At 54.7% G+C, this 19,180-nt stretch carries 26 protein-coding genes and 1 pseudogene; 13 read left to right on the forward strand and 14 right to left on the reverse strand.

Annotated features, from left to right (window positions below; translation table 11 throughout):
* Window positions 1-92: 92 nt before the first annotated feature.
* Window positions 93-368, reverse strand: a pseudogene (locus ACM6HV_RS04695) (terminase small subunit); the annotation flags it as partial.
* A 137-nt stretch (window positions 369-505) separates the two neighbouring features.
* On the opposite strand from ACM6HV_RS04695, the gene ACM6HV_RS04700 reads away from it, so the two are divergent.
* The gene (locus ACM6HV_RS04700) at window positions 506-733 is read left to right on the forward strand and encodes a hypothetical protein (protein ID WP_414903631.1); all 228 of its coding nucleotides are present in this window, start codon (window positions 506-508) and stop codon (window positions 731-733) included.
* Window positions 734-761: 28 nt separating this feature from the next.
* Here ACM6HV_RS04700 and ACM6HV_RS04705 read toward each other — a convergent pair whose 3' ends face one another.
* Window positions 762-1,175 (reverse strand): hypothetical protein, encoded by a 414-nt coding sequence (locus ACM6HV_RS04705; RefSeq protein ID WP_414903632.1) that lies wholly within the window; start codon window positions 1,173-1,175, stop codon window positions 762-764.
* Window positions 1,176-1,467: 292 nt separating this feature from the next.
* Here ACM6HV_RS04705 and ACM6HV_RS04710 point away from each other — a divergent pair, with 292 nt between their 5' ends.
* The 7 genes from ACM6HV_RS04710 (at window position 1,468) to ACM6HV_RS04740 (ending at window position 4,110) form a co-directional block, all read left to right on the forward strand.
* Complete coding sequence (locus ACM6HV_RS04710) at window positions 1,468-1,710, forward strand: hypothetical protein (protein WP_414903633.1); 243 nt, start codon at window positions 1,468-1,470, stop codon at window positions 1,708-1,710.
* Between the two features lie 153 nt (window positions 1,711-1,863).
* Window positions 1,864-2,268: a hypothetical protein gene (locus ACM6HV_RS04715; protein ID WP_414903634.1), complete on the forward strand. Its 405-nt coding sequence runs from the start codon at window positions 1,864-1,866 to the stop codon at window positions 2,266-2,268.
* Window positions 2,265-2,456, forward strand: coding sequence for a hypothetical protein (locus ACM6HV_RS04720; protein WP_414903635.1), 192 nt, complete (start codon window positions 2,265-2,267; stop codon window positions 2,454-2,456). The genes ACM6HV_RS04715 and ACM6HV_RS04720 overlap by 4 nt, the downstream gene beginning before the upstream one ends.
* Window positions 2,453-2,647, forward strand: coding sequence for a hypothetical protein (locus tag ACM6HV_RS04725; RefSeq protein ID WP_414903636.1), 195 nt, complete (start codon window positions 2,453-2,455; stop codon window positions 2,645-2,647). Before ACM6HV_RS04720 ends, ACM6HV_RS04725 begins: the two co-directional genes overlap by 4 nt.
* 157 nt (window positions 2,648-2,804) lie before the next feature.
* Window positions 2,805-2,978 (forward strand): hypothetical protein, encoded by a 174-nt coding sequence (locus ACM6HV_RS04730; protein ID WP_414903637.1) that lies wholly within the window; start codon window positions 2,805-2,807, stop codon window positions 2,976-2,978.
* Entirely contained in the window at window positions 2,975-3,550 is a 576-nt protein-coding gene (locus ACM6HV_RS04735) for a hypothetical protein (RefSeq protein ID WP_414903638.1), read from the forward strand. Before ACM6HV_RS04730 ends, ACM6HV_RS04735 begins: the two co-directional genes overlap by 4 nt.
* Window positions 3,547-4,110, forward strand: a complete 564-nt coding sequence (locus ACM6HV_RS04740; RefSeq protein WP_414903639.1) for a siphovirus Gp157 family protein — start codon at window positions 3,547-3,549, stop codon at window positions 4,108-4,110. Before ACM6HV_RS04735 ends, ACM6HV_RS04740 begins: the two co-directional genes overlap by 4 nt.
* 31 nt (window positions 4,111-4,141) lie before the next feature.
* Here the strand turns inward: ACM6HV_RS04740 and ACM6HV_RS04745 are convergent, their stop codons facing one another.
* Window positions 4,142-4,855 (reverse strand): hypothetical protein, encoded by a 714-nt coding sequence (locus tag ACM6HV_RS04745; protein ID WP_414903640.1) that lies wholly within the window; start codon window positions 4,853-4,855, stop codon window positions 4,142-4,144.
* Window positions 4,856-5,252: 397 nt separating this feature from the next.
* Window positions 5,253-5,948, reverse strand: coding sequence for a hypothetical protein (locus ACM6HV_RS04750; protein ID WP_414903641.1), 696 nt, complete (start codon window positions 5,946-5,948; stop codon window positions 5,253-5,255).
* A 189-nt stretch (window positions 5,949-6,137) separates the two neighbouring features.
* Here ACM6HV_RS04750 and ACM6HV_RS04755 point away from each other — a divergent pair, with 189 nt between their 5' ends.
* Entirely contained in the window at window positions 6,138-6,452 is a 315-nt protein-coding gene (locus ACM6HV_RS04755) for a hypothetical protein (RefSeq protein WP_414903642.1), read from the forward strand.
* 21 nt (window positions 6,453-6,473) lie between these two features.
* Here the strand turns inward: ACM6HV_RS04755 and ACM6HV_RS04760 are convergent, their stop codons facing one another.
* From ACM6HV_RS04760 to ACM6HV_RS04770, 3 genes are all read right to left on the reverse strand, one after another.
* Window positions 6,474-7,106: a hypothetical protein gene (locus ACM6HV_RS04760; RefSeq protein WP_414903643.1), complete on the reverse strand. Its 633-nt coding sequence runs from the start codon at window positions 7,104-7,106 to the stop codon at window positions 6,474-6,476.
* A 92-nt stretch (window positions 7,107-7,198) separates the two neighbouring features.
* On the reverse strand, window positions 7,199-7,444 hold the full coding sequence (locus ACM6HV_RS04765; protein WP_414903644.1) for a hypothetical protein: 246 nt from the start codon (window positions 7,442-7,444) through the stop codon (window positions 7,199-7,201).
* Window positions 7,445-7,544: 100 nt separating this feature from the next.
* The gene (locus ACM6HV_RS04770; protein WP_414903645.1) at window positions 7,545-8,171 is read right to left on the reverse strand and encodes a hypothetical protein; all 627 of its coding nucleotides are present in this window, start codon (window positions 8,169-8,171) and stop codon (window positions 7,545-7,547) included.
* Window positions 8,172-8,378: 207 nt separating this feature from the next.
* On the opposite strand from ACM6HV_RS04770, the gene ACM6HV_RS04775 reads away from it, so the two are divergent.
* Window positions 8,379-8,933: a hypothetical protein gene (locus ACM6HV_RS04775; protein ID WP_414903646.1), complete on the forward strand. Its 555-nt coding sequence runs from the start codon at window positions 8,379-8,381 to the stop codon at window positions 8,931-8,933.
* A gap of 347 nt (window positions 8,934-9,280) precedes the next feature.
* Here ACM6HV_RS04775 and ACM6HV_RS04780 read toward each other — a convergent pair whose 3' ends face one another.
* Window positions 9,281-9,862, reverse strand: coding sequence for a hypothetical protein (locus ACM6HV_RS04780; RefSeq protein WP_414903647.1), 582 nt, complete (start codon window positions 9,860-9,862; stop codon window positions 9,281-9,283).
* A 436-nt stretch (window positions 9,863-10,298) separates the two neighbouring features.
* Between ACM6HV_RS04780 and ACM6HV_RS04785 the strand changes: the two genes are divergently transcribed.
* On the forward strand, window positions 10,299-10,793 hold the full coding sequence (locus ACM6HV_RS04785) for a hypothetical protein (protein WP_414903648.1): 495 nt from the start codon (window positions 10,299-10,301) through the stop codon (window positions 10,791-10,793).
* A gap of 55 nt (window positions 10,794-10,848) precedes the next feature.
* Here the strand turns inward: ACM6HV_RS04785 and ACM6HV_RS04790 are convergent, their stop codons facing one another.
* Complete coding sequence (locus ACM6HV_RS04790) at window positions 10,849-10,989, reverse strand: hypothetical protein (protein ID WP_414903649.1); 141 nt, start codon at window positions 10,987-10,989, stop codon at window positions 10,849-10,851.
* Window positions 10,990-11,064: 75 nt separating this feature from the next.
* Complete coding sequence (locus ACM6HV_RS04795; protein ID WP_414903650.1) at window positions 11,065-11,364, reverse strand: hypothetical protein; 300 nt, start codon at window positions 11,362-11,364, stop codon at window positions 11,065-11,067.
* Between the two features lie 11 nt (window positions 11,365-11,375).
* Between ACM6HV_RS04795 and ACM6HV_RS04800 the strand changes: the two genes are divergently transcribed.
* Window positions 11,376-11,618: a DUF4224 domain-containing protein gene (locus ACM6HV_RS04800; RefSeq protein ID WP_414903651.1), complete on the forward strand. Its 243-nt coding sequence runs from the start codon at window positions 11,376-11,378 to the stop codon at window positions 11,616-11,618.
* Between the two features lies 1 nt (window position 11,619).
* Window positions 11,620-12,669, forward strand: a complete 1,050-nt coding sequence (locus ACM6HV_RS04805; RefSeq protein WP_414903652.1) for a tyrosine-type recombinase/integrase — start codon at window positions 11,620-11,622, stop codon at window positions 12,667-12,669.
* A gap of 517 nt (window positions 12,670-13,186) precedes the next feature.
* On the opposite strand, the gene ACM6HV_RS04810 is transcribed toward ACM6HV_RS04805, so the two are convergent.
* From ACM6HV_RS04810 to ACM6HV_RS04825, 4 genes are all read right to left on the reverse strand, one after another.
* Window positions 13,187-14,944 (reverse strand): diguanylate cyclase, encoded by a 1,758-nt coding sequence (locus ACM6HV_RS04810; RefSeq protein ID WP_414903653.1) that lies wholly within the window; start codon window positions 14,942-14,944, stop codon window positions 13,187-13,189.
* A gap of 501 nt (window positions 14,945-15,445) precedes the next feature.
* Window positions 15,446-16,822, reverse strand: coding sequence for a GntP family permease (locus ACM6HV_RS04815; RefSeq protein ID WP_086791015.1), 1,377 nt, complete (start codon window positions 16,820-16,822; stop codon window positions 15,446-15,448).
* Between the two features lie 90 nt (window positions 16,823-16,912).
* On the reverse strand, window positions 16,913-17,743 hold the full coding sequence (locus ACM6HV_RS04820) for an amidohydrolase family protein (RefSeq protein WP_414903654.1): 831 nt from the start codon (window positions 17,741-17,743) through the stop codon (window positions 16,913-16,915).
* A gap of 28 nt (window positions 17,744-17,771) precedes the next feature.
* Window positions 17,772-19,061, reverse strand: a complete 1,290-nt coding sequence (locus ACM6HV_RS04825) for an MFS transporter (RefSeq protein ID WP_414903655.1) — start codon at window positions 19,059-19,061, stop codon at window positions 17,772-17,774.
* Window positions 19,062-19,180 lie beyond the last annotated feature (119 nt).

Consider the following 19,180-nt stretch of genomic DNA (forward strand, 5'->3'; position numbering starts at 1 on the left):
AGGATGAGCTTTTTGAGTCATTTCCGTACTGTTGTGATGCAAAGATTTTGGCTGTTTGTTGTCATTCACGAACGACCGCTATCGGCTGTGGATTCAACGGGCGGCGGCGCAGCCATGTTAGTCGGTTCGGATTGGGCTGAGACTTGGCTGTACACATCACGCTGAAGCCGCCCCTGTTGGTGGCGGGCAGCGACGGCAGCCTTGCTCGGGTCGGCGGTCTCGCGGATCAGCGCTTCGGTGGCCTGTACGTCCACCTGCTTGCCGTTGGGCGACAGCACCAGTCGACCATTTTCCTTGAGCTAAGTGATGTAGCTACTGGCACGCTGTCGAGGAGCTGCAGAACTCGCCTGGCCAGTATCGCGGAGCATCTACCTATGACGTCGTTCAGGTCGAAAACGGAAAGCTGCTGGGCACTATCAGCCGGTCGATCTTCAACTTCGAAAGTGACGAACCACGCGGCGCCTCCTTTCCCTACGACGGCAAGATCTACTCTAACGCGGATGGGGTGCGGCTGACCTTGGGGCTTTCCCGGAAGATTGGGACAATCTCGGGCCTGATGCTGGAACTGAATGGGCGCCGGTACCAACTGGTTGAAACCGAGCGGGTGATCAGTGACGTCGACTACAAACCCATCGATGACCCAGATGCTTACCGCGCGATGGTTGATGCATCTCAAGTCGCTCAGGAAGATCGCGACCTACACGCCTTTGAAAAGTTACGAAGCTCGTTCTAAGAGCGGGCTTTGGGATGTGGACTAGGTGCTACAAGCTTTTCCGAGAGCTGATTATCTGCTGGCATCTATCAGCCATCTCCGGGAGTGACGCAGCCACATCAGACAGCACTCGATACATCTCGCGCTCATCCGGAAACGGGTAGATCTCGAGATTGAGAGCGATCTGAACCTTGCGCAGATTGGTGCCTTCTAGCAGCCAACGCTCAATAGCGCGAGTCATCGCTGACCCGTTGTCCTCCGTCTGCCAGGCAAGAAAGTCGAAGAGCCGGGCCACCTGCATGAAAGAGATTGAATCGGGAATATCGGCAAAAAGCCGGTCAGCCAGATTTTCCTCACCAAACTCAAGGACGACTGCCCGCGCAGCGCTGAACGCTTCAGTGTATTGGGGCTCGCTGCTTTCTGCTGCGATCACGTTCAACGCCCTTTCAACAACCTGATGCATAGCAATTGCGTGCTCCGAAAAGGAGTTCGATGCTACCAACCTTCAGCGCTACGGGCTAAACAACCAGCGCCACGACAGCCTGGCGTTAACTGCCCGATCCTCTCTATGAGAGCGCATCGGGGTGTGATCTGAGGCCAAGCCTCGTGCGGCGGATGTGCCATCAGGTAGTCTTCAGGGCTGCCCCATCCGCTCAATGCCGGTTGAGCCCCGGTCAGATCACACCCCGATGCGATCGAACAATACGGCTACATTTGTCTCTGCTACTCCCCCGACTTTAATTTAGGAATCAACTATGAAAGTTAAGGACATGATCGCGCAGCTTCAAAAGCTTGATCCAGAACTGCAGCTCCTGGTTCTGTGTGAGGACTCTGAAGTTTTGGAAAAGGGTCAAGGGATTCGAATATTTGAACCGGATTCGGCTGACATGTTTTTCGCCAATATGAGCAGAGATGCAAATCACAAAGCCCGGCTGGAAATCACCGCGGCTGGTGAGGGCCAAAAGCTGGCAAGCATTAACGTAATCACGGACTTCTAGACCCCGCAGGTCGACTTGCCGCCGTAAGCGGCATCCCCACCCTTCACCCGACCAATCCCGAATGCACTCCCCTCCGCGCCAAACGGCAACCAGCGGAGTGGATGAGTGCATCCGAGTTTTGTTGGATCAACACCCGCCACTCTGGAGGCGCCCATGTCAGCTTTGCGCAAGCACATCCCGGAAGACGACTTTCTCGATACGGAGGCAGGTCAGGAATGGCTGACCGAGTCGGTCGACGATTTGCTTTATCGGCGCCACGTCGAGGCGCCCAACCCGGTTGGGCGAAGCAAGGTTCTATTCAACGCTGACCATCTGCCGGAGGCGTTGGCGGATCACATGGCCGCAAATCCGGATCCCGATCGGTACATCGAGAAGATTTTGATCGAACTGATCAGGCGGAAAGACGGCGGGATTCTGCAAAAGTGGGCCGTAGAGGCAGTTGGCGGTGATCCGCAGATCATTCGGTCGCTCGCCAACGACCTGGTCGTAGTGCACGCCAACGAATTCCGAGACGCCAAGCGCGAATGTGATCGCGTCGAACAGGAGTGTGGGTTTTGAGCGCGCACATCCTGATCGACCAAGCCCTTGATGGTGTGTCGGCGCCCGCCGACGAAGAAGACATCAGTCTGCTGGTTCAGGCGCTGATCACCCGCCTCTTCACTGACGGCGCAATCACCACTGACAAGTTCAACCACTACTGCAAACGCCTGCGTGACACCTGTCATCGGCGCAAGGAGGACACATGAGTACGGCACCAGTTAAATCGCTGATCGACGAGCAATTGGAGGACATCGAAAACAAGATCGCCCTGCTCGGCTTCGGCCGTCCCTTCAACGAGGTGATCGGCTGCAAGCGCGAGGATCTGGTCGCCAATCTGCCGCAGCTCCTGGCGCCGACGATGAAGGGCAAGCGGATTGCGGTGAGAGTTCGGCCGTGACCGGTCGTCAATGGGCGCGCCGCCTGATCATCTGGCGCGGCGCGTTCTCCTCCCTCGGCGTTTTCACCTTCCTGATGCTGCTCAGCGCTCTCGCCGACCGCATCACTCAATAAACCCCATCTTTCAAAGCCGCGCACACGCGCGGCGGGAGATCGTCATGCCTGCACCAAACCTCGCCCTCTGGGAAGAGGTCGGAAAGACCGACCCCAAGTTCACCAAGGAATACACCGGCCCCGGCGGTTTTACAGGTACCGCGGTGAACGCCCAATACCTGGCTAAGCGTGCCACCAGCAGTTCGGGCCTTGCGGTACCGGCTGGGGGTATGACGTGACCGAAGAGCGCTTCGATATCGGCGGACCGCTGCTGAGCAAGGATGGAGCAGTTTTGGCCAGCGCCCAGGTTCACACCCTCAAAGTCGCGCTGTGGTACCTCGGCGGCGACGGCGAACGCAAGACGATCACGCACTATGGACACACGCCTTTCATCACACAGAACCCGTTTGGCATCAGTACTGACTTCGACGCCCCAAAAAAATCTCTTACAGATGCGATCGGCAAGTGCCTGAGCCAGCTCGGCTTCTCCGCCGACGTTCGCCTCGGTCTTTACGACGACATTCACTACGTCAACGAACGCCTGGGTGAAGCCGAAATCGAGCGCGCCGAGGACAAGATCGAAGCGAAGGAGCGTCTGGCAGCTGAATATCGCGAATGGCTGGCTGAAACACTCCACTTGATCGGCACCGCGCAATCACTCAACGAGTTGGAGCAGCTTTACAAATCGGCGATGCGGAAGCTGGACTTGCGCAAAACCGAACCAGAGTGCGCTGCTCACAAACTCAAATTCACGCGCGCCAAAGACGCCCGTAAAGCAGATCTTGAAGATGCCTTGGAGGGCGCAGCATGACCGATCTCTACAAACTGAATATGCAGATGGCCGAGCTCGCAGCTTTGGCTGACAGCGACGACGAAGGACTGCGCCAGGCCATCCAAGACATAATGGACGGCATCAAGGGCGAGTTCGAAGTGAAGGCCGACAACGTCGTCATGCTGCGCCGGAACATTGAAAGTGACATTGACGCCATCTTCAAGGAGGTTGATCGCTTGATCGAGCTCAAGCGCATCAAAAAAAACACTGTTGGCCAACTCAGCGATTACCTGCGCCGGAACATGGAGGCCGCTGACATCAAGTCCATCAAACGACCACTGTTCACCATCACACTCGCGCGCTCGCCCGAAAAGGTCATCGTCGACAACGAGCAAGCAGTGCCTGATGAGTTCGTCACGCTGAAGAGCGTGATCACCCCAGACAAGAAAACCATCGCCATTAAGCTCAAGGAAATTCGGGACCACAACGATGCGGTACACAAGCGCATCGACGCTGGGGAAGATGCGGAACAGGAACTGCTGCCTGAACCAACATGGGCGCATTTAGAGCGTGGCGAAAGTTCAATCAGAGTCAAATGATAGTCGCCAGAAAGCAACATCTACGACGGAGTCACATTGTCGCGTATACCGTTTCGAAGTCCCTGAACGCCTGATCCACCTTATATTTCTGCATCATCGAGGCGGATATTTTTACCATTGGATCAAAGAGAGGATGACCTGAGGGTATCTCGCATTTGCCGACACAGGAACTATGGGCAGCGTCCCCCTCGTAAACATATGCAGTATAAAAGACTCGTCCTGCCTCTCGCGCCAATCCAACACTTACCTGCTTAATTGGGCTGTTCTTATTTGACGCCTTATAGAGAGAGAATTCCAATACATCATCAAAAGGGATAAACATCGCGGAGGATGAAAACAAGTACAGACTCGCAATATCAAGTACCTCCTCTACCGCGGCAAGCGATGGCTTTTTATACTCGTGCTCAAGAATGTTTCGCATCTTGACAACTTTTCGTAACAGTCTTGGGGCCAACAGCCCGAGCGCCTGCAACTTTTCTAGTTTGCGTGGAACTTCAAAACTAGTCGATTTGTAGCCGAAAGAAATTAAAAGTTGATCCATCTGACTCACAACCGCGCGTTTGGCATTTGTCGTTGCATTTACGAGCGCAGACAGACCACCACGTTGAAAATCTTCTTCAGCCAAGGTCAAAAACTCAACAGGCGATGTTTCCAACTCGACTAGTGTAAAGGCACCGCCTCCGAGAGACACAGCGCATCCACTCAAATCTATATTATGCGCTACGCAAAAATCTTTGATTTCCATCTCATTCCTTTGGGCTAGCGCCACCTATTGGAAGGTTTAGATCAGTGTATCAGTAACATAGTTGAAAATTGCAACGAGATAATTGCCACGACCAAATTAGCATAGGAATGTTCGGCCAGAGCAGTGCAAAGCGCCTAGCTGTCGCGGGAAAGGAGCTGCGACACAAGGCCATGCCAGCATCGAGCAGGCTATGCTGGGATGTGTGCCATAGGCTAAACTTTGATTCACTGCAAGGTTTGCATAACAGTACGATGAATATGACATTAATAGCCGACAAAGCGCTGGTTGGTTTGCTTGAGTTATCCGCACCACGAATACGTGATGCCCGAGAACGTGTCGCGGAAATTGAAGTTGGCTTAGCGAAAACAAGAATTTCGACACTTCGGAGACTGGGTCGCTAGCTTAAAAACTTGATGAGTTCGGCCCCGAGTTTGGTTGTTCTTCCAGCGATCATGCCGTCCCTACTCATGGTCGTATTGAGACCATCGGTCGTGAGCAGTCCACGCTGGAATAGATCTTTCCAAATAACGGTGTAGGTTTCGGCGTGGCCTTTTAATTCGGGCAATGCAAACTCCAAAACGGTGGAAATCGCACCCATGCTCCACCCAGGCGGCGTCATATTTCGAGAGGTAATCCATTCTTGCGGGTCATCGAAAACGTGCAAAATTTTGATGTGGGTAACGGTGCACACGTCAACGAAATTTAGAAACATCTGACGGTGATCATCAGACGGACAACTGGGCAGGGCAGAGTTTTTTACCGCGTTCCGTAGCGCTTCAAGTTTTTCAGATTGGTGGTTCCGCAGCGAAATGGCGCATACCTCAGAAACCGTACTGATAAAGGCCTCGTTTTCCTGCAGATCTTCCTCAGTCAATACGTGCTTTTCGATCAAATTATTTATTACCTCACCTATCTGAATCATGGTTTCCGTTCGACGCCTATTCAAAGGCGATTCGAGAACAGAGTTGAATATCTCCATAAGCGGGGCGCCGACCACTGGTAGCGCACTGATCCCCATGCGAGCCAGACGATGTAACTTTTCAGCGACTGGCTCCAAATCAGGCTCCAGACCGCCCAAGTCAATTTTATCCACAATTGCCCCTGTCTCGGCTCTATGCCTGTCACTGTAATAGCCCAACCCAAACCAAATTACCAGCACCAGAAGTGCGGCGCTTGGCATCAGATGAAGGTAGCAGCGTGAGACGAACTATCAACAGGGTGCACCAGCGCCGCCTACAGACCTGGCTGGACTTGCCGGCCAGCGGAATTGAAGAGGTGGGCCATGGCCAAGAGCAATGCGCAATTGCAGAAGGACAAGCGAGCCAAGGAGAAGGCGTTGCTCGAGCGGATCGGCGCCGAAAAGCGTTCGCTGATTGTTTCGAAAGCGCTTGATGACGCACTTCAGATTCTCGGCGAGCGTCACGGCTTCGAGGAATGGCAGGAGACGGTGTCGACGTTCATCATCAATCTGGCCGGCGCGCCAGCTGAAGAATCAGCGCGCTTCGCCAGCATGTCGCGACCGGAAATTGTAATTAAGGAAAAGTGGTCGCGGCAGCTAGAAGCGTTTGCCATAACTGAGGTCGGCAGACAGACTTAACCCACTCCTAATTAAACAAATCTACTCGTTGGGAATATCACTTTCCACAAATAATGGATCGATGGATTTCAGCCCTTCTGATACATCACCCCTGATTTGCTCGATTGTTTCGTATGTAGTTAACGAAACTTTGATCGAGAGCTTTATCAATCGCTTAACTTTATATTCACTGTCAACTATTGCATTATCCATATCCTGGAGTGCAGCAGCCTTCGTCCCGTGAAATTCAGTTGTGTGCAAAAAAATTCGCTCAGCCTCCTGCTGATATCGATCCTGCATTTGCTCAAGCATTGTGGTTTGCTGATGAAGAAGCTGCAATTGATGTGTCTTGTAGTCGGATAGCTTTGCCTCGCGTAACTGCTCAGATTGCAAAGATGAGAGCGCATCGAATTCAGTTGATTGTGTGACTAGCAACTCCTTTTGAAGCTGAATTGTGCGCAATAATGCAAATAGTGTAACCAGTGAAATTACAGGGCCAAAAACACCACCAAAAAAAGAACCAAACGCTGACCAACTATCTGGCTTCTTCGATACTCCGCCATCAAATACATTGAAATAAAAATACAGAAGCGAACCAAGAAGTACAAAAATAATTGCAAGCCCTACGTTAACTAAAAAATCAAACTGACTTTTATTGGTTTTTTTGACGCCCATCAGTATTACTCTCTTTGTCGGCCATCCGTAATATCCCAACCAAAACCAAGCTGGTACCACCGGTCACGGAGGGCCGCGCCCAGTTGGAGAAATTACGAGCTTGCTTTTTGTGAACGGAAAACTTTCTGGTATGCATAAACACCAGCAGTAATTTCGGCTATCGCCATGGCGCCATAAAGTGCGCCGAACATGAAGGAAGAAATTAAAAACGCGAGACCAATAAAGAAAAGTAGAACCTCCGAAATAATCTCAGTTTTTCTTCTCCAAGATGGCCCTCGATCTTCAACGACACCGCCTAAAAAACCGATCAGTATGCCCAGAATAATTTTCGCAAACATTACCGCTCCTTGGCCGGCTTCATGCCGGGCCGAACACAAATACCCCACTTCTACGAATCACGCTAGCCGATGGTGGCACACGAGCTTCTTGGGAGTCCACTCAAACAATTGATTGGCTGCGTGCAGCCTCATCCAGCAGGTATCGAAAGTTAGCCTTAGCTTCTTTACGAAAGTGCATTAAACGTTCAATATCACTTTCTTCCCTATCACCCGCCGGCTCCCAATCCTTACCCAACCGATTACAAACATCCAATGCGAACTGCGTAGCAACTTGCATATCAATTACCACGCCAACCTCCAATGGCTCAAGCCCATTGATATCAATAGCTTTAAGGGCTTCCAAGTGACTCGGCCACTCCAGGTGGAATTTAGCCTCAAGATATGGGCCAATAGTATCACTACCAAAATACTCTTGCTGCACGGCATCTTTGAGCAGCTTAGTTTTCACTAAATGCTTATCCGCCAAATAGATCAATATTCCTCTTAATCGCCCTTTTTTCTGAACCTCCTCAGCAATACGTTGCGCTTCTTGAATTTTTGTCTGTCGATTACTTATTGAAAATGCCCCCCATATAGCGGCAATTGAGCCAACCGACTGGACCCAACTCGCTAACTCGCTACTTGTTAGATTAAGCAGCGAAACTGTAAAGATCACCGCTAGGACAAGTACGACATTCGGCACTGACAACCAAGGTTTGAACAGCGCCTTACCGCATTCATTCAGCATCCTTTCCCCACTCACCTTGTCATTTGACCGGCGAATATACCCGGCGAGGATCCCCTGTGTCCGCACAACAGATCGACGAGAACGAAGCCGCAACGGCGTTGCGCCAGGCCCAAGCACTGATGCGCGAGTAACGGCTGACTGAAATGGATGTGAAGCTGAGCGACGTTGGTGAGGTCGAGTCGCAATTCATACGGGCCGAACGCCCGTATGGGAGCGCAGCTTGGCCGGAGCGGTTGCCAACGTATTCGGGTGCACCTCTTTGTACGGTCGGCAGTACTGCAGCGAAAACGATCGAATCATTGCGCGCACTTCCTTCGTGGGGGTGACATTGCCCAGCACATCGCGCTGTATGCGTTCGAGGCGCTGCTGACAAAGCTGAAATTTGCCCGCAAGCAATACGTCGCTTCGGTGCGTGCAGGCGTGCACCACAGCTCGTACTCAGCCGAAACAGCAGGCGACCACTTTGCCCTGGCATGGGTTAACGAGGTTCACGGAAAGCTGAGCGCCCTTGTTCCAAAAGGCGAAGACGATATCCCGGGAGCAAGCGACGGCCGCGACATTATCGCCGTCGAAGCGCAAGACAAGGCGCTGATCACCGAGTACCTCGCAAACAAAGGCGTAGGCAAAACCCGCAAAGCGCGCGATATCGACATCGACCTGAACGCGCAAATCGCGGGAATGCTTGTCGGCCGCAGGGTAGATCTGCACGCCGGCATCGCACGCGGCGGGGAAGAAGCACTCGCGCTAACCGCTACCAACTAATGAGAAAACCAACCATGGCCTGCATCGAGGGCCATGCCGGTGCGGCGTAATCACGTTAGCTAAGATTGCCAAGGCAATGTGTTGAGCCATTCGATGAGTCGAGCAAAAAGGGTTACCAACTGGTCAATCACAAGTTGTAACAGCAGCTCTTCGAGAAGTCGAAACATCATCGTTTTCCGCCTATCAGCGAGCCGGTTTTACCGGCGACCGACGATGTTACTCCGATTAAAAACAAACAAAAGACGCGTTACGTAATTAGTTGTGGCAACAGCCACCCTCCACTCTCCTCCGCCCGGGCATGCCTCGGCATAGGACAGCCGAAAAAATTGGCGCACCGTTACTGGCCCTCAGTTCGCCAAAAGCCAAGGATGGTTTCTTTCAAAATTCACAAAGATCTGGGGTTTGGTTTTTCTTAACTCTCGATAATAGTCAAGACAACGTGATGGGTGCTCACTAGTCAATGCCGAATTGACTCCATCCACTAGTGTCATCGCTGACCCGAAGTAGATAGCTTTCTGGGCTCCGATTACGAGCTCCTGCTGGTCCTGAATGCCTTGCAATACGCAAACTTTGAAGGCCGCTTCAACCAATCTCTTCTCGCGAAGGTTCATGGGTGATAACCCACCCTGCAAATTTATAATCAGGCTCAGAAAGTCATTTTGTGCTTCGATTTCGTTGAAATTAACCGCATGACTCGAGGTAAGCACATCACCAATAGAGAAAAATGTTAACGCTGTCGCGCACACAGGAGCTATCCAATAACCTGGACTCATCCATAGCTCCCAGAAGACAACTGTGACCGCCAATGCAATCCCAGCAGCAAGGAAGCCTGCTCCCCCTAGAAAGCGGCCTTCAAAAGCAGCAATTACGGCTAGTACAAGTCCGGCTAAGAAGGCGACAACGCCTAACGCTAAGCGAAAACCCAACATTTAGAACATCCCGTAGAAACCAAAATAATTACCATATAATCAACCGCTTACCTTATTAAAACCACGAAATCATCTCACCTAGACTCAGCCGCTATAGCGGCAAGGACGAAGTGTCAGGAATAAGGAACAAAATCCCCTAAGCGTTCTCGGGCGATTGGTACGGCGTACTCAAGTAGCTCAAGCGGTACATTCTCTACGAACAGGGTCACTTCAAAGCGGAGTGTCTCGTCATTTCGAAAGATCTCAAATAACAGCCCGTTGTTACCTCTCCAGCATTCAAGCGCAAGGCCATCGTGTCCTTCAACAACGCTTGAAGCGCAGCAAAACCGATACTCGACTCCGTGAACGACCACTTCCCACCTCCATTTTTTAATGGCGGCAACGATACCTCTCCCTCATGTGAATTTGATAGCCGCTATAGCGGCAAGGAACTCCTATGCTTGATGCAAACATTCACCACTCACTGAACACGCTCACTGCAAGCCAGATGGCAAAGCTGCTGGTCATGCGCAAGGGGCTTGAGTTCGGCTACGCCTACACGTTTACCGATGATGATGGGCAGGACAGCAACATCGACAATGCTTTTCTGTCCGCCGCACCGGGCGAACTACTCGACACCATGTTCGAGGAAAACGAGCATGACGACGCCATCAACGAAGTGCGTTATGAGGCTGAAGTAGTTCGCGGCATCCCTTCTTGGTGCCACTACAGTTGGGAGCGTAACTACGAGGTCGATGTGAAAGCCTTCATCCTGCCCGATGGCCGCGCCCTCGCCTTTTGTGAGATGAGCGGCGGCGGCAAGCACGGCGAACCAGACGCCTACCCCTGGGTGCAAGAGGCAAAGTTCATCAAGGTATCCGGGTTCGAAGAGCGCGTCATCAAGACTTACAAGTTCGAGGATATGCCAGAAGCCTCGGAGGTGACGCCATGATCTTCGCCCCGCTCTACATGGCCTACCTGATATACAGAGGGCCGTGGCGATGAAGTCAGACTCTTTTTTTCGTAGCCAAGCCTGCAACCATCAGCACCAGCCCCGGAATCCAAAGACCCGGGGCAGTAATCGCAACGCCACAGACGGTCAGCGGCAGACCGGATAAGAACAACGAGTTTTGAAATGCCTTTTTCATAGATGCCTCTCCTTAAGAAAACATCTCATTTAACCACAAAGCCTGCCGGCGTAAGGCCAAGCCGCGGTTAATCACTCAAAACCAATTCAGGACTCGCAACACTCTCGCGAATGTTCGCTCGCCTGCCCCGCACGTCATCAAGACAAGGCCGCTTCCAGCGACGACAAAAATAAAACCTCCAACTGCATCGACGGCGATCAGAAATATTCCCAGCGCCAGGAATGCGGCACCGAGCACAGCCAGCGCCGTCCGGCTTTGCTTCTGCTCCGGATACTTGTTGAACATTCGTTTACTCCGCATCAATTGCGCATCGATCAACTGTAGACCAAGCGCAACCATCCAATAGCAAGCAACTTCTGCCACCACGCGCGGCATGGAGCATCACCATGGAAACTGAAATTCTCTCCGACGAGGAGCTGGCCGAACTCACCGGCTACAAAGCCCGCGCGTACCAGCGCCGCTGGCTGATTGATCGCCAGTGGGTGTTTGTCGAAAGCCGCGGTAAGCGCCCGCTGGTGGGGCGGATGTACGCCCGCATGAAGCTGGGCATGATCAGCCCCACCATCGCCGATCCGAACCCGCCGCCGGTCGCGCCGGCATGGACGCCAGATTTTTCGCGAGTGAACTGATATGCGCCCCCGCAAGACCGAGCACCAGCACCTTCCCCCTCGGATGTACAAGCGCTCACGGAAGCGGAAAAACGGTAGTACCTGGACCGCGTATTACTACCGCGACCTACTCGGCAATGACATCCCTCTGGGCAAGGATATCGACAAGGCCAGGCTGAAGTGGGCTGAACTCGAAGCCAAGGAAAAGCCCCTCGACCTGCGCACTATGAAGGGAATCTTCGACCGGTACATTCGTGATGTGGTGCCAAAGAAAGCGCCGCGCACGCAGAAGGACAACCTGGCGGAGATCAAGCAGCTTCCGCCGATGTTCGATAGCGCCCCGATCGACTCGATCACGCCAGCAACGATTGCTGGCTACCGAGACGCGCGATCAGCAAAGGTCCGGGCAAACCGTGAGATCGCTACCCTCTCCCACATTTTCAACATCGCCCGGGAATGGGGGCTGACGACAAAAGAAAATCCCTGCCAAGGTGTGCGCAAGAACAAGGAGACGCCGAGGGACTATTACGCGAATGATGTGGTTTGGGAGGCGGTGTACAAGCAGGCAGCTCAGGAGCTGAAGGAAGCGATGGACCTGGCCTATCTGACCGGGCAAAGGCCGGCAGATGTGCTGGTTATGCGGAAGGATGATGTTGAGGGCGGATATTTGACTGTTCAGCAGAACAAGACGCACAAGAAGCTGCGCATTCAGATGACGACCGCCGGAGAGGCGAACAGCCTGGGCATTCTGATCGCGGCGATCACAGAGCGAAACGCTGCACACGTTTCGAGCTACCTGATCATCAACAGGAGCGGTAAACGGATGACGGCAACGATGCTAAGGAAGCGGTGGGATGCCGCGCGGGAGAAGGCAAAGCTGGAAGCTCTTGAACAGGGAGACGAGCTGCTGGCAAAGAGGATCGGTGAATTCCAGTTCCGGGACATTCGACCGAAGGCGGCATCGGAGATCAGTGATGTGGGTGACGCCAGCCTGCTGCTCGGGCACACGAAAGGTGACATTACCGAGCGGGTTTACCGTCGCGTTGGTGCCATCGCGAAACCATCAAAATAGGCAAAAAAAGCGTTCCATAACTCAAATCGCGCCCCTTGTAGAATGCGGTCTGCAGAGGTGCTACAAGACAAAAGTATTGGAACGAAAAAGCGTCTGAGACCGCGTATTCAGCGGCTTTCCGTAGCGGTCTTGAAAACCGTCGACTGTAACAGGTCCATGAGTTCGAATCCCATCGCCTCCGCCATATTTGATACGACAAAGCCCTGATTATTCAGGGCTTTGTCGTTTCTGACATTCGGAAATTTTGCTCATCTTTTTCTGGATGTCTTCCGCATCTTTTCAGTCATTTCCGCAACCCTACCCTTCCCACCTCACTGTTTCGATCTCGACACTCAAAAGTATGGGCCATCTTCAACGGGCTGCTTTCGGCCAGGCAGACGATCGCTGGAACGCTTCAAACTTGATGTTTTTTCGATCATGCTGAAATGATGGGCATCGTAACTATGCAGGCCGGGCGGCGGAGGCTCGATACGTCTTGCTATGTCGCTTTTTTGAGGTCTGAACCCCGCCCGACCTTTCAATAACATTCGATGCGGTTGCGCCCGGCACGCTTTGCACAATAGAGCGCCTTATCGCTGCGCGACAGGCTGGCCTCAGCGCTGACATCGGCTGAATCGAGGGCGGCGATACCTACGCTGACCGCCAGTGTCAGACGTTCGTCTCCGTGGTCTAGCGGCGCACTGGCCAGCTCATCCTGGACTCGTTGGGCGAAGATTTTGGCTTCGTCGACGGAAGCATTGCTCAACACCACTGCGAACTCTTCGCCGCCCATGCGACCGGCGGCATCAGTTCTGCGCAGCTGTGCGCAGAGAATGGCCGAGAAGTGCTGCAGCGCGAGATCACCTACCGAATGGCCCCATCGATCATTAATGGCTTTGAAGTGATCAAGGTCGAACATCAGGATTACCGCGGGATAGCTGGCAGAGCGCTGTACCCGCGCCAACTCGCTTTCGAGGTGCTTCATGAAATGGCGACGATTGGAGAGTTGCGTCAGATAATCCGTGCTGGCGAGCACCTGCAGTTCTGCTTCGATTAGCTTGCGCTCGGTGACATCGGTGATGATGCCGTGCCACAGCACACTGCCGTCCGCCAGTGCCCTGGGACGCGCAGCCCCCTGACGCCAAGCGGCGCTCCCACCGGGCAGCAGTACCCGGTATTCTAGGCTCCAGGGATTGAGATCCTTCGCAGACGCCTCCAGGGAGCCGAGGTAAGCAGCCAGATCGTCCGGATGGATGATCTGGTGCAGCATGTCGGCATCCTGCATCAGTTGCTCCGGCGTCACTCCGTAAATGTCGCGGGCCCCGATGCTGACGAAGGAAAAGCTGTACTGTCCATGCAACTGCCGCAGACTCTGGAAAACCATGCCGGGGATTTCGTTGGTCAGGTCGGTCAGCAGCGCGGCGTTCAGCTGTATCTGTTCTGACAGAGCGTACATGGCAGTGACGTCGGTGGTGGCTCCGACCATGCGCACGGGGTTGCCGGCGCCGTCATATTCCACCACCTTGCCGCGACTGCAGACCCACTTGTAACTGCCGTCCCGGCAGCGTAGTCGGTGTTCTACTTCGAAAATCTCGGTGCGCCCGTCGATGGCCTCCTGGTAGACAGCCAGCACGTAGGCGAAGTCGGCGGGATGGATGCGGGTGTACGCTTCCGCGACGTCGTCGCCGACCTCGTTGTTGGTGTACCCCAGCATGGCCTTCCAACTATCGGAATAGTTGACTTTGCCGGTGATCATGTTTCGGTCCCAGACACCAGTGCCGCTGGTGGCGATGGCCAGCGTCTTGCGTCGCTCGCTTTCGCTCGGAAGCTCAAACTCTGCTCGATCCGACTCCTTTAGCAGAAGCGCCCCTGCCGCCAATTGAGCGAACTCCTGCAAACCTTTTTGTTGCTCGGAATCCAGCTCGCGGGGTTGGTCGTGAAGCAGATAAAGCAGGCCGAGCTGCGCTCCATCTGGAGCCTGTAGGGGGCAGACGGCGAGAAAGCGCAGCGCGGGAAACGTTTTTGTCAGCTGGTGATTGCGCAGATGTTCGTCGCGGCTGATATCGGGCACAAGCAGCAATGTATGTGCATTGGCATTGGAGGGAAGCGGCATGTGGAGATCTGGCAGTGTGTCGCGCACAATCGGGCCGGCGCCAGCGCAAAAGCGCTGGAGATCCCGGGCGCCGGTTGTCAGCAGGACGGCCACGACACCGAACTGCCGCCTGACCATATGGAGCAGGCCGTCGAAGCGCTCGTCTCGGGAACCTTCTGACGACTTGGATCTGCTGGACAACATTCGGATTTCTCCACTCCGGGGTGCGAGTCGTGCCTCCTGGCGATTATCGGCTTGGGGTTGGAAAACTTAACAATAATAGCTTTCTGCCGTCATCATTTCGTCAAGCCATGACGAATTGGCTGCAGCCACTACCGTTACCTCAGTCGAATCGAAAGGGGCGGACTCGAGTCACCGATAGTGGCTAGCGATGGCCAGCCCATATGGTGAATAACCAGTTCTGGTTCACCTACCCCCCCGTCAACCCGGCTCGTGCCATATCGAGCCAACTGCTGGTTACAGACTTATATCTGCGATTTGACTGGCTGCTGGAAGCAAGGGGCCGAGTCGATTGCGAGTAGCATCTATTGGCCGAATGCGGTTTGCCCCAAAGGGCAGCAACCGGCCAAAAGCGATCGGTGAGTCACTGCGCGAGTCCAATCCGCTGCAACTGCCGCGCCTGATCGACGGCCAATAAGGGGTTTCACAGATGGCGGCGTCCTGATTGGACGCCGCCTCAGGTCATTACACGACCACGTTCAACAGCAACACCACAATCAAACCGACCACGGCGACGATCGATTGCACCACCGAAATAGTCTTGGTGGCTTCGCCCATCGTCATGCCGAAGGATTCCTTCACCATCCAGAAACCTGCATGGTTGGCGTAGTTGAAGAACAACGAGCCGCAACCAATGGACAAGGCCAGCAGCGGCAGGTTGAGGCTGGGATCAGCACCGGCAAGCGGCGCCAGCAAGCCGGCAGCCCCCACGATACCTACCGTGGCGGAACCGGTAGACACCGAAAGCAACATGGCGATCAACCAACCGAGGATCAGCGGAGGGAATGCCGACTGCTGAGTCAGGTGCACAATCGCATCGCCCACCTTGGCGCTGGTCAGCAGTTCCTGAAAGGCACCGCCGCCGGCAATGATCATGATGATCGAGGCGATTGGCTTGAGGCTCTTGCCCAGCGACTCTCGCAATTGCCCCGCATCGCCGCCGCGCGCGAGTACCAGACTGGCCCCGGCGAACAGCACGCCCAGCAGCATCGCTATCAGCGGATTGCCGAGGAAACCGGCCATTTTCAGCAGCGCATTGTCCTTGGCCAATACCATCTCGGCGACGGCATGGATCAGCATCAGGATCGCCGGCAGCAAGGCTGCCAGTACGCCAAGGTATACGCTGGGGCTTGGTTTATCGTCGGCTTTTTCAGCCAGGGTGAACTGATCCAGCAACACCTGATCGGGCCGAGTGCTCATGCGCGGGGAAATGAATGCGCCATACAGTGGGCCGCCTAAAATCATGGCCGGAATAGCCGCCAGGAAACCATAGAGCATGGTCGGCCCGACCGAGGTTTTCAGCGCGGCGATGGCCGTCAACGGGCCAGGGTGCGGCGGAACCATGCCGTGCATGGCGGCCAGTGCGGCAATCACCGGAACGCCCACATAGACATACGCTGAACCCTTGAAGCGCGCCTGACTTTCCAGCTTGCGCGCCACGCTGAAGATCAGCGGCAGCATGATCACCAGGCCGACCTCGAAAAACATCGGTATGCCAATCACAAACGCGACCATCATCATCGCCCACGGAATCATCCGATCCGTTGTGCGCTTGAGGATGACCGCAGCAATCTGCTCGGTGACGCCGGCGTCAGCAAGAATTTTGCCGAGCATCGCCCCCAGCGCGATGACCACCCCCACTGCCCCCAGTGTCTTGCCGGCGCCGGTGACCAAGTGGGAGACGATGCCATCTGGCTCCATACCGGTTGCAAAGCCTACGCCGACGGAAACTACCAACAAAGCCAGCAGCGGGTGCATTTTGAGGCGCGAGACGATCAGCGCTACCAACACCAGTACGCTGATCAATGCGGTCAGTAACAGATCTATATCTAAGGGAGTCATGAAAGGTTCTCGGTTGGGCTGGTGCCCAAATTCTTGTATGTGGGTGAGATGAATGGCATCTGCAACGGCTGAGTTTCAGCGTTCGACTTTCTAAAAACCGAATAGCCTTCGAGGCGTTTGCACCAGCAGCGAGTCGCTGGCTTGCGCCGAAAGTTCCAAGGCTTGCAACTGGTCGACGACGGTGGCGAAACCGATGCTTTGCTCATGCTGCGTATGCGGCCAGTCACTGCCCCATACCAACTGATGCAGGCCGAAGCTTTGTTCCAGCAACGGTAATGCTCTTCGAGCGAAATCAATGTTCTGTTGTGGCGTACCTCCCAAACGATAGATTCCCGATACCTTGATCCAGATCGGATTTTTCGATCCGGCCTCAAGCAACTCGCCAAACCCGGGCTGATCGAAACCCGCATTCGCGTCCGGCCGCCCAAAGTGATCGATCACCAACTTCACGCCGAACGGCGTCAATTGCTGGATCAGGCCCGGCAGATCCTTGACTTCACGGTGCAACTCGACATGCCAGTCGAGATCAGCGATATCGCTGAAAAACCCTTGCCAGGCACTGTCACGAAAATCAGGTAACGCCTTGCCGATCAGGTTCAAGCGCACGCCGACCACGCCCAGTCGAGCCATGTCATTCAAGGTAGAACGACTGACGCTTGGCTCCAGCACCACCACACCGCGCAACTGCTGCGGCGCGTGCTTCAACGCCGCCAACAGGTAGCTATTGTCGGTGCCAAGGAAACTGGGTTGCACCAATACACCGTGACTCAGACCATGCGCTTGCAAATGCTCAAGGTACTGGCCAAGCGTGGCGTCGTACTCAGGGGTGTAGCGCCGTGCACCGATCAGATGCAGATCACGGCTGAACACATGGGCATGGGAGTCGATGCCGGTGATCGACTTGGGGCGAATATCTGACATGGGTTTTATCTACTGAAGGTTAGGATCGTCACGCCCGAGCGCGTTGATTGCCGTTGATACCGGCCGAAACGGAGGTGGCATTGGCTTCAAGGTCCCTGCCCCGGGTTTCAGGCAGGCACAGTGCGGCAAGCACCGCCACGCCGTAGGCGATCCCGGCATCGATACCAATCGCCGACCCCAGCGACATGGAGTCACTCATGTGCCCGACCAGGAATGGAAATACAGCGGACAGCACCCGGCCAAAGTTGTAGCAAAAGCCAACGCCGGCGCCGCGTACATCGGCAGGGTAAAGTTCGTTGAAAAGCGCTCCCAGACTGGCCGGAATACCGGCGGCAAAGAAACCCAACGGGAACCCCAGGAACAGCATCTGCGTATTGGTCAACGGCAAAAATACGTAGCACTGCACCGTGACCACGCAGCACCAGGCAAACAGCACAATATTTTTACGACGGCCAATGCGATCGATCAAATAGCCGCTGGCCACACAACCACACCAGAAGGCGAAGATGATCACCGCCAGATACGCGCCCGAGTTCAGCACAGAGAGATTGCGCTCGGTCTTGAGGAAGGTCGGCAACCAGGTCATTACCGCGTGATAGCCACCGTGCGCGCCCAGTCCCAGCAGCCCGCCAAACAGGGTCACGCGAATCAGTTCCGGGCGAAAAATGCCGGCGAGCGACTTGAAGAAACTCTGCGGGATGGCGTTGGCTTTTTGCAGACGCTGGAAGCTGTCCGGCTCCTCAACGTTACGACGTACCCAGATGATCAGGAACGACGGCAGCAACCCGACAAGGAACATCACACGCCAGGCCATGTCCTGTGGCACCCAGGTATAGATCAGCGTGAACACCCCGACCGCCAGGCCCCAACCCACCGCCCAGGCACTTTGCACAGTGCCCATGACCTTGCCGCGATAGTGCGGATTGATCGTCTCGGCCATCAGCACCGCACCGGCCGCCCACTCCCCGCCAATCCCGAAACCCTGCAGCGCCTTGACCACCAACAGCTGATTGAAGCCCGTGACGAAGGCCGAGAGAAAGGTGAAGAACGAGAACCACACAATCATCAACTGCAACGTGCGCACACGGCCATAGCGGTCAGACAACGTCCCACCCACCCAGCCACCGAGTGCCGAGGTGACGAGGGTAACGCCGCTGATCAATCCGGCATCGCCCTTTGTCAGCGCGAAAGCGGCGATCAGCGCCGGAATCGCCAGACCGAACATTTGTACTTCCAACGCGTCGAGCGACCAACCGCCGAAGCAGGCCCAAAACGTTTTGCGCTCCCGAGGAGTGACTTGGCGATACCAGCTGAACATGATTCTTATCCTTATAGGTGTTACGCAAGGCAGCCGACAGCCAACCGCACCGCGACAGGGTCAGCTTTGGCAAACAGACAGAAATCGGGCGGCGATCTAGCCGCCGCAGAACGCTCCGC

The organism is Pseudomonas sp. IT-P260 (assembly GCF_949768395.1).
Classification (GTDB): Bacteria; Pseudomonadota; Gammaproteobacteria; order Pseudomonadales; family Pseudomonadaceae; genus Aquipseudomonas; species Aquipseudomonas parakoreensis.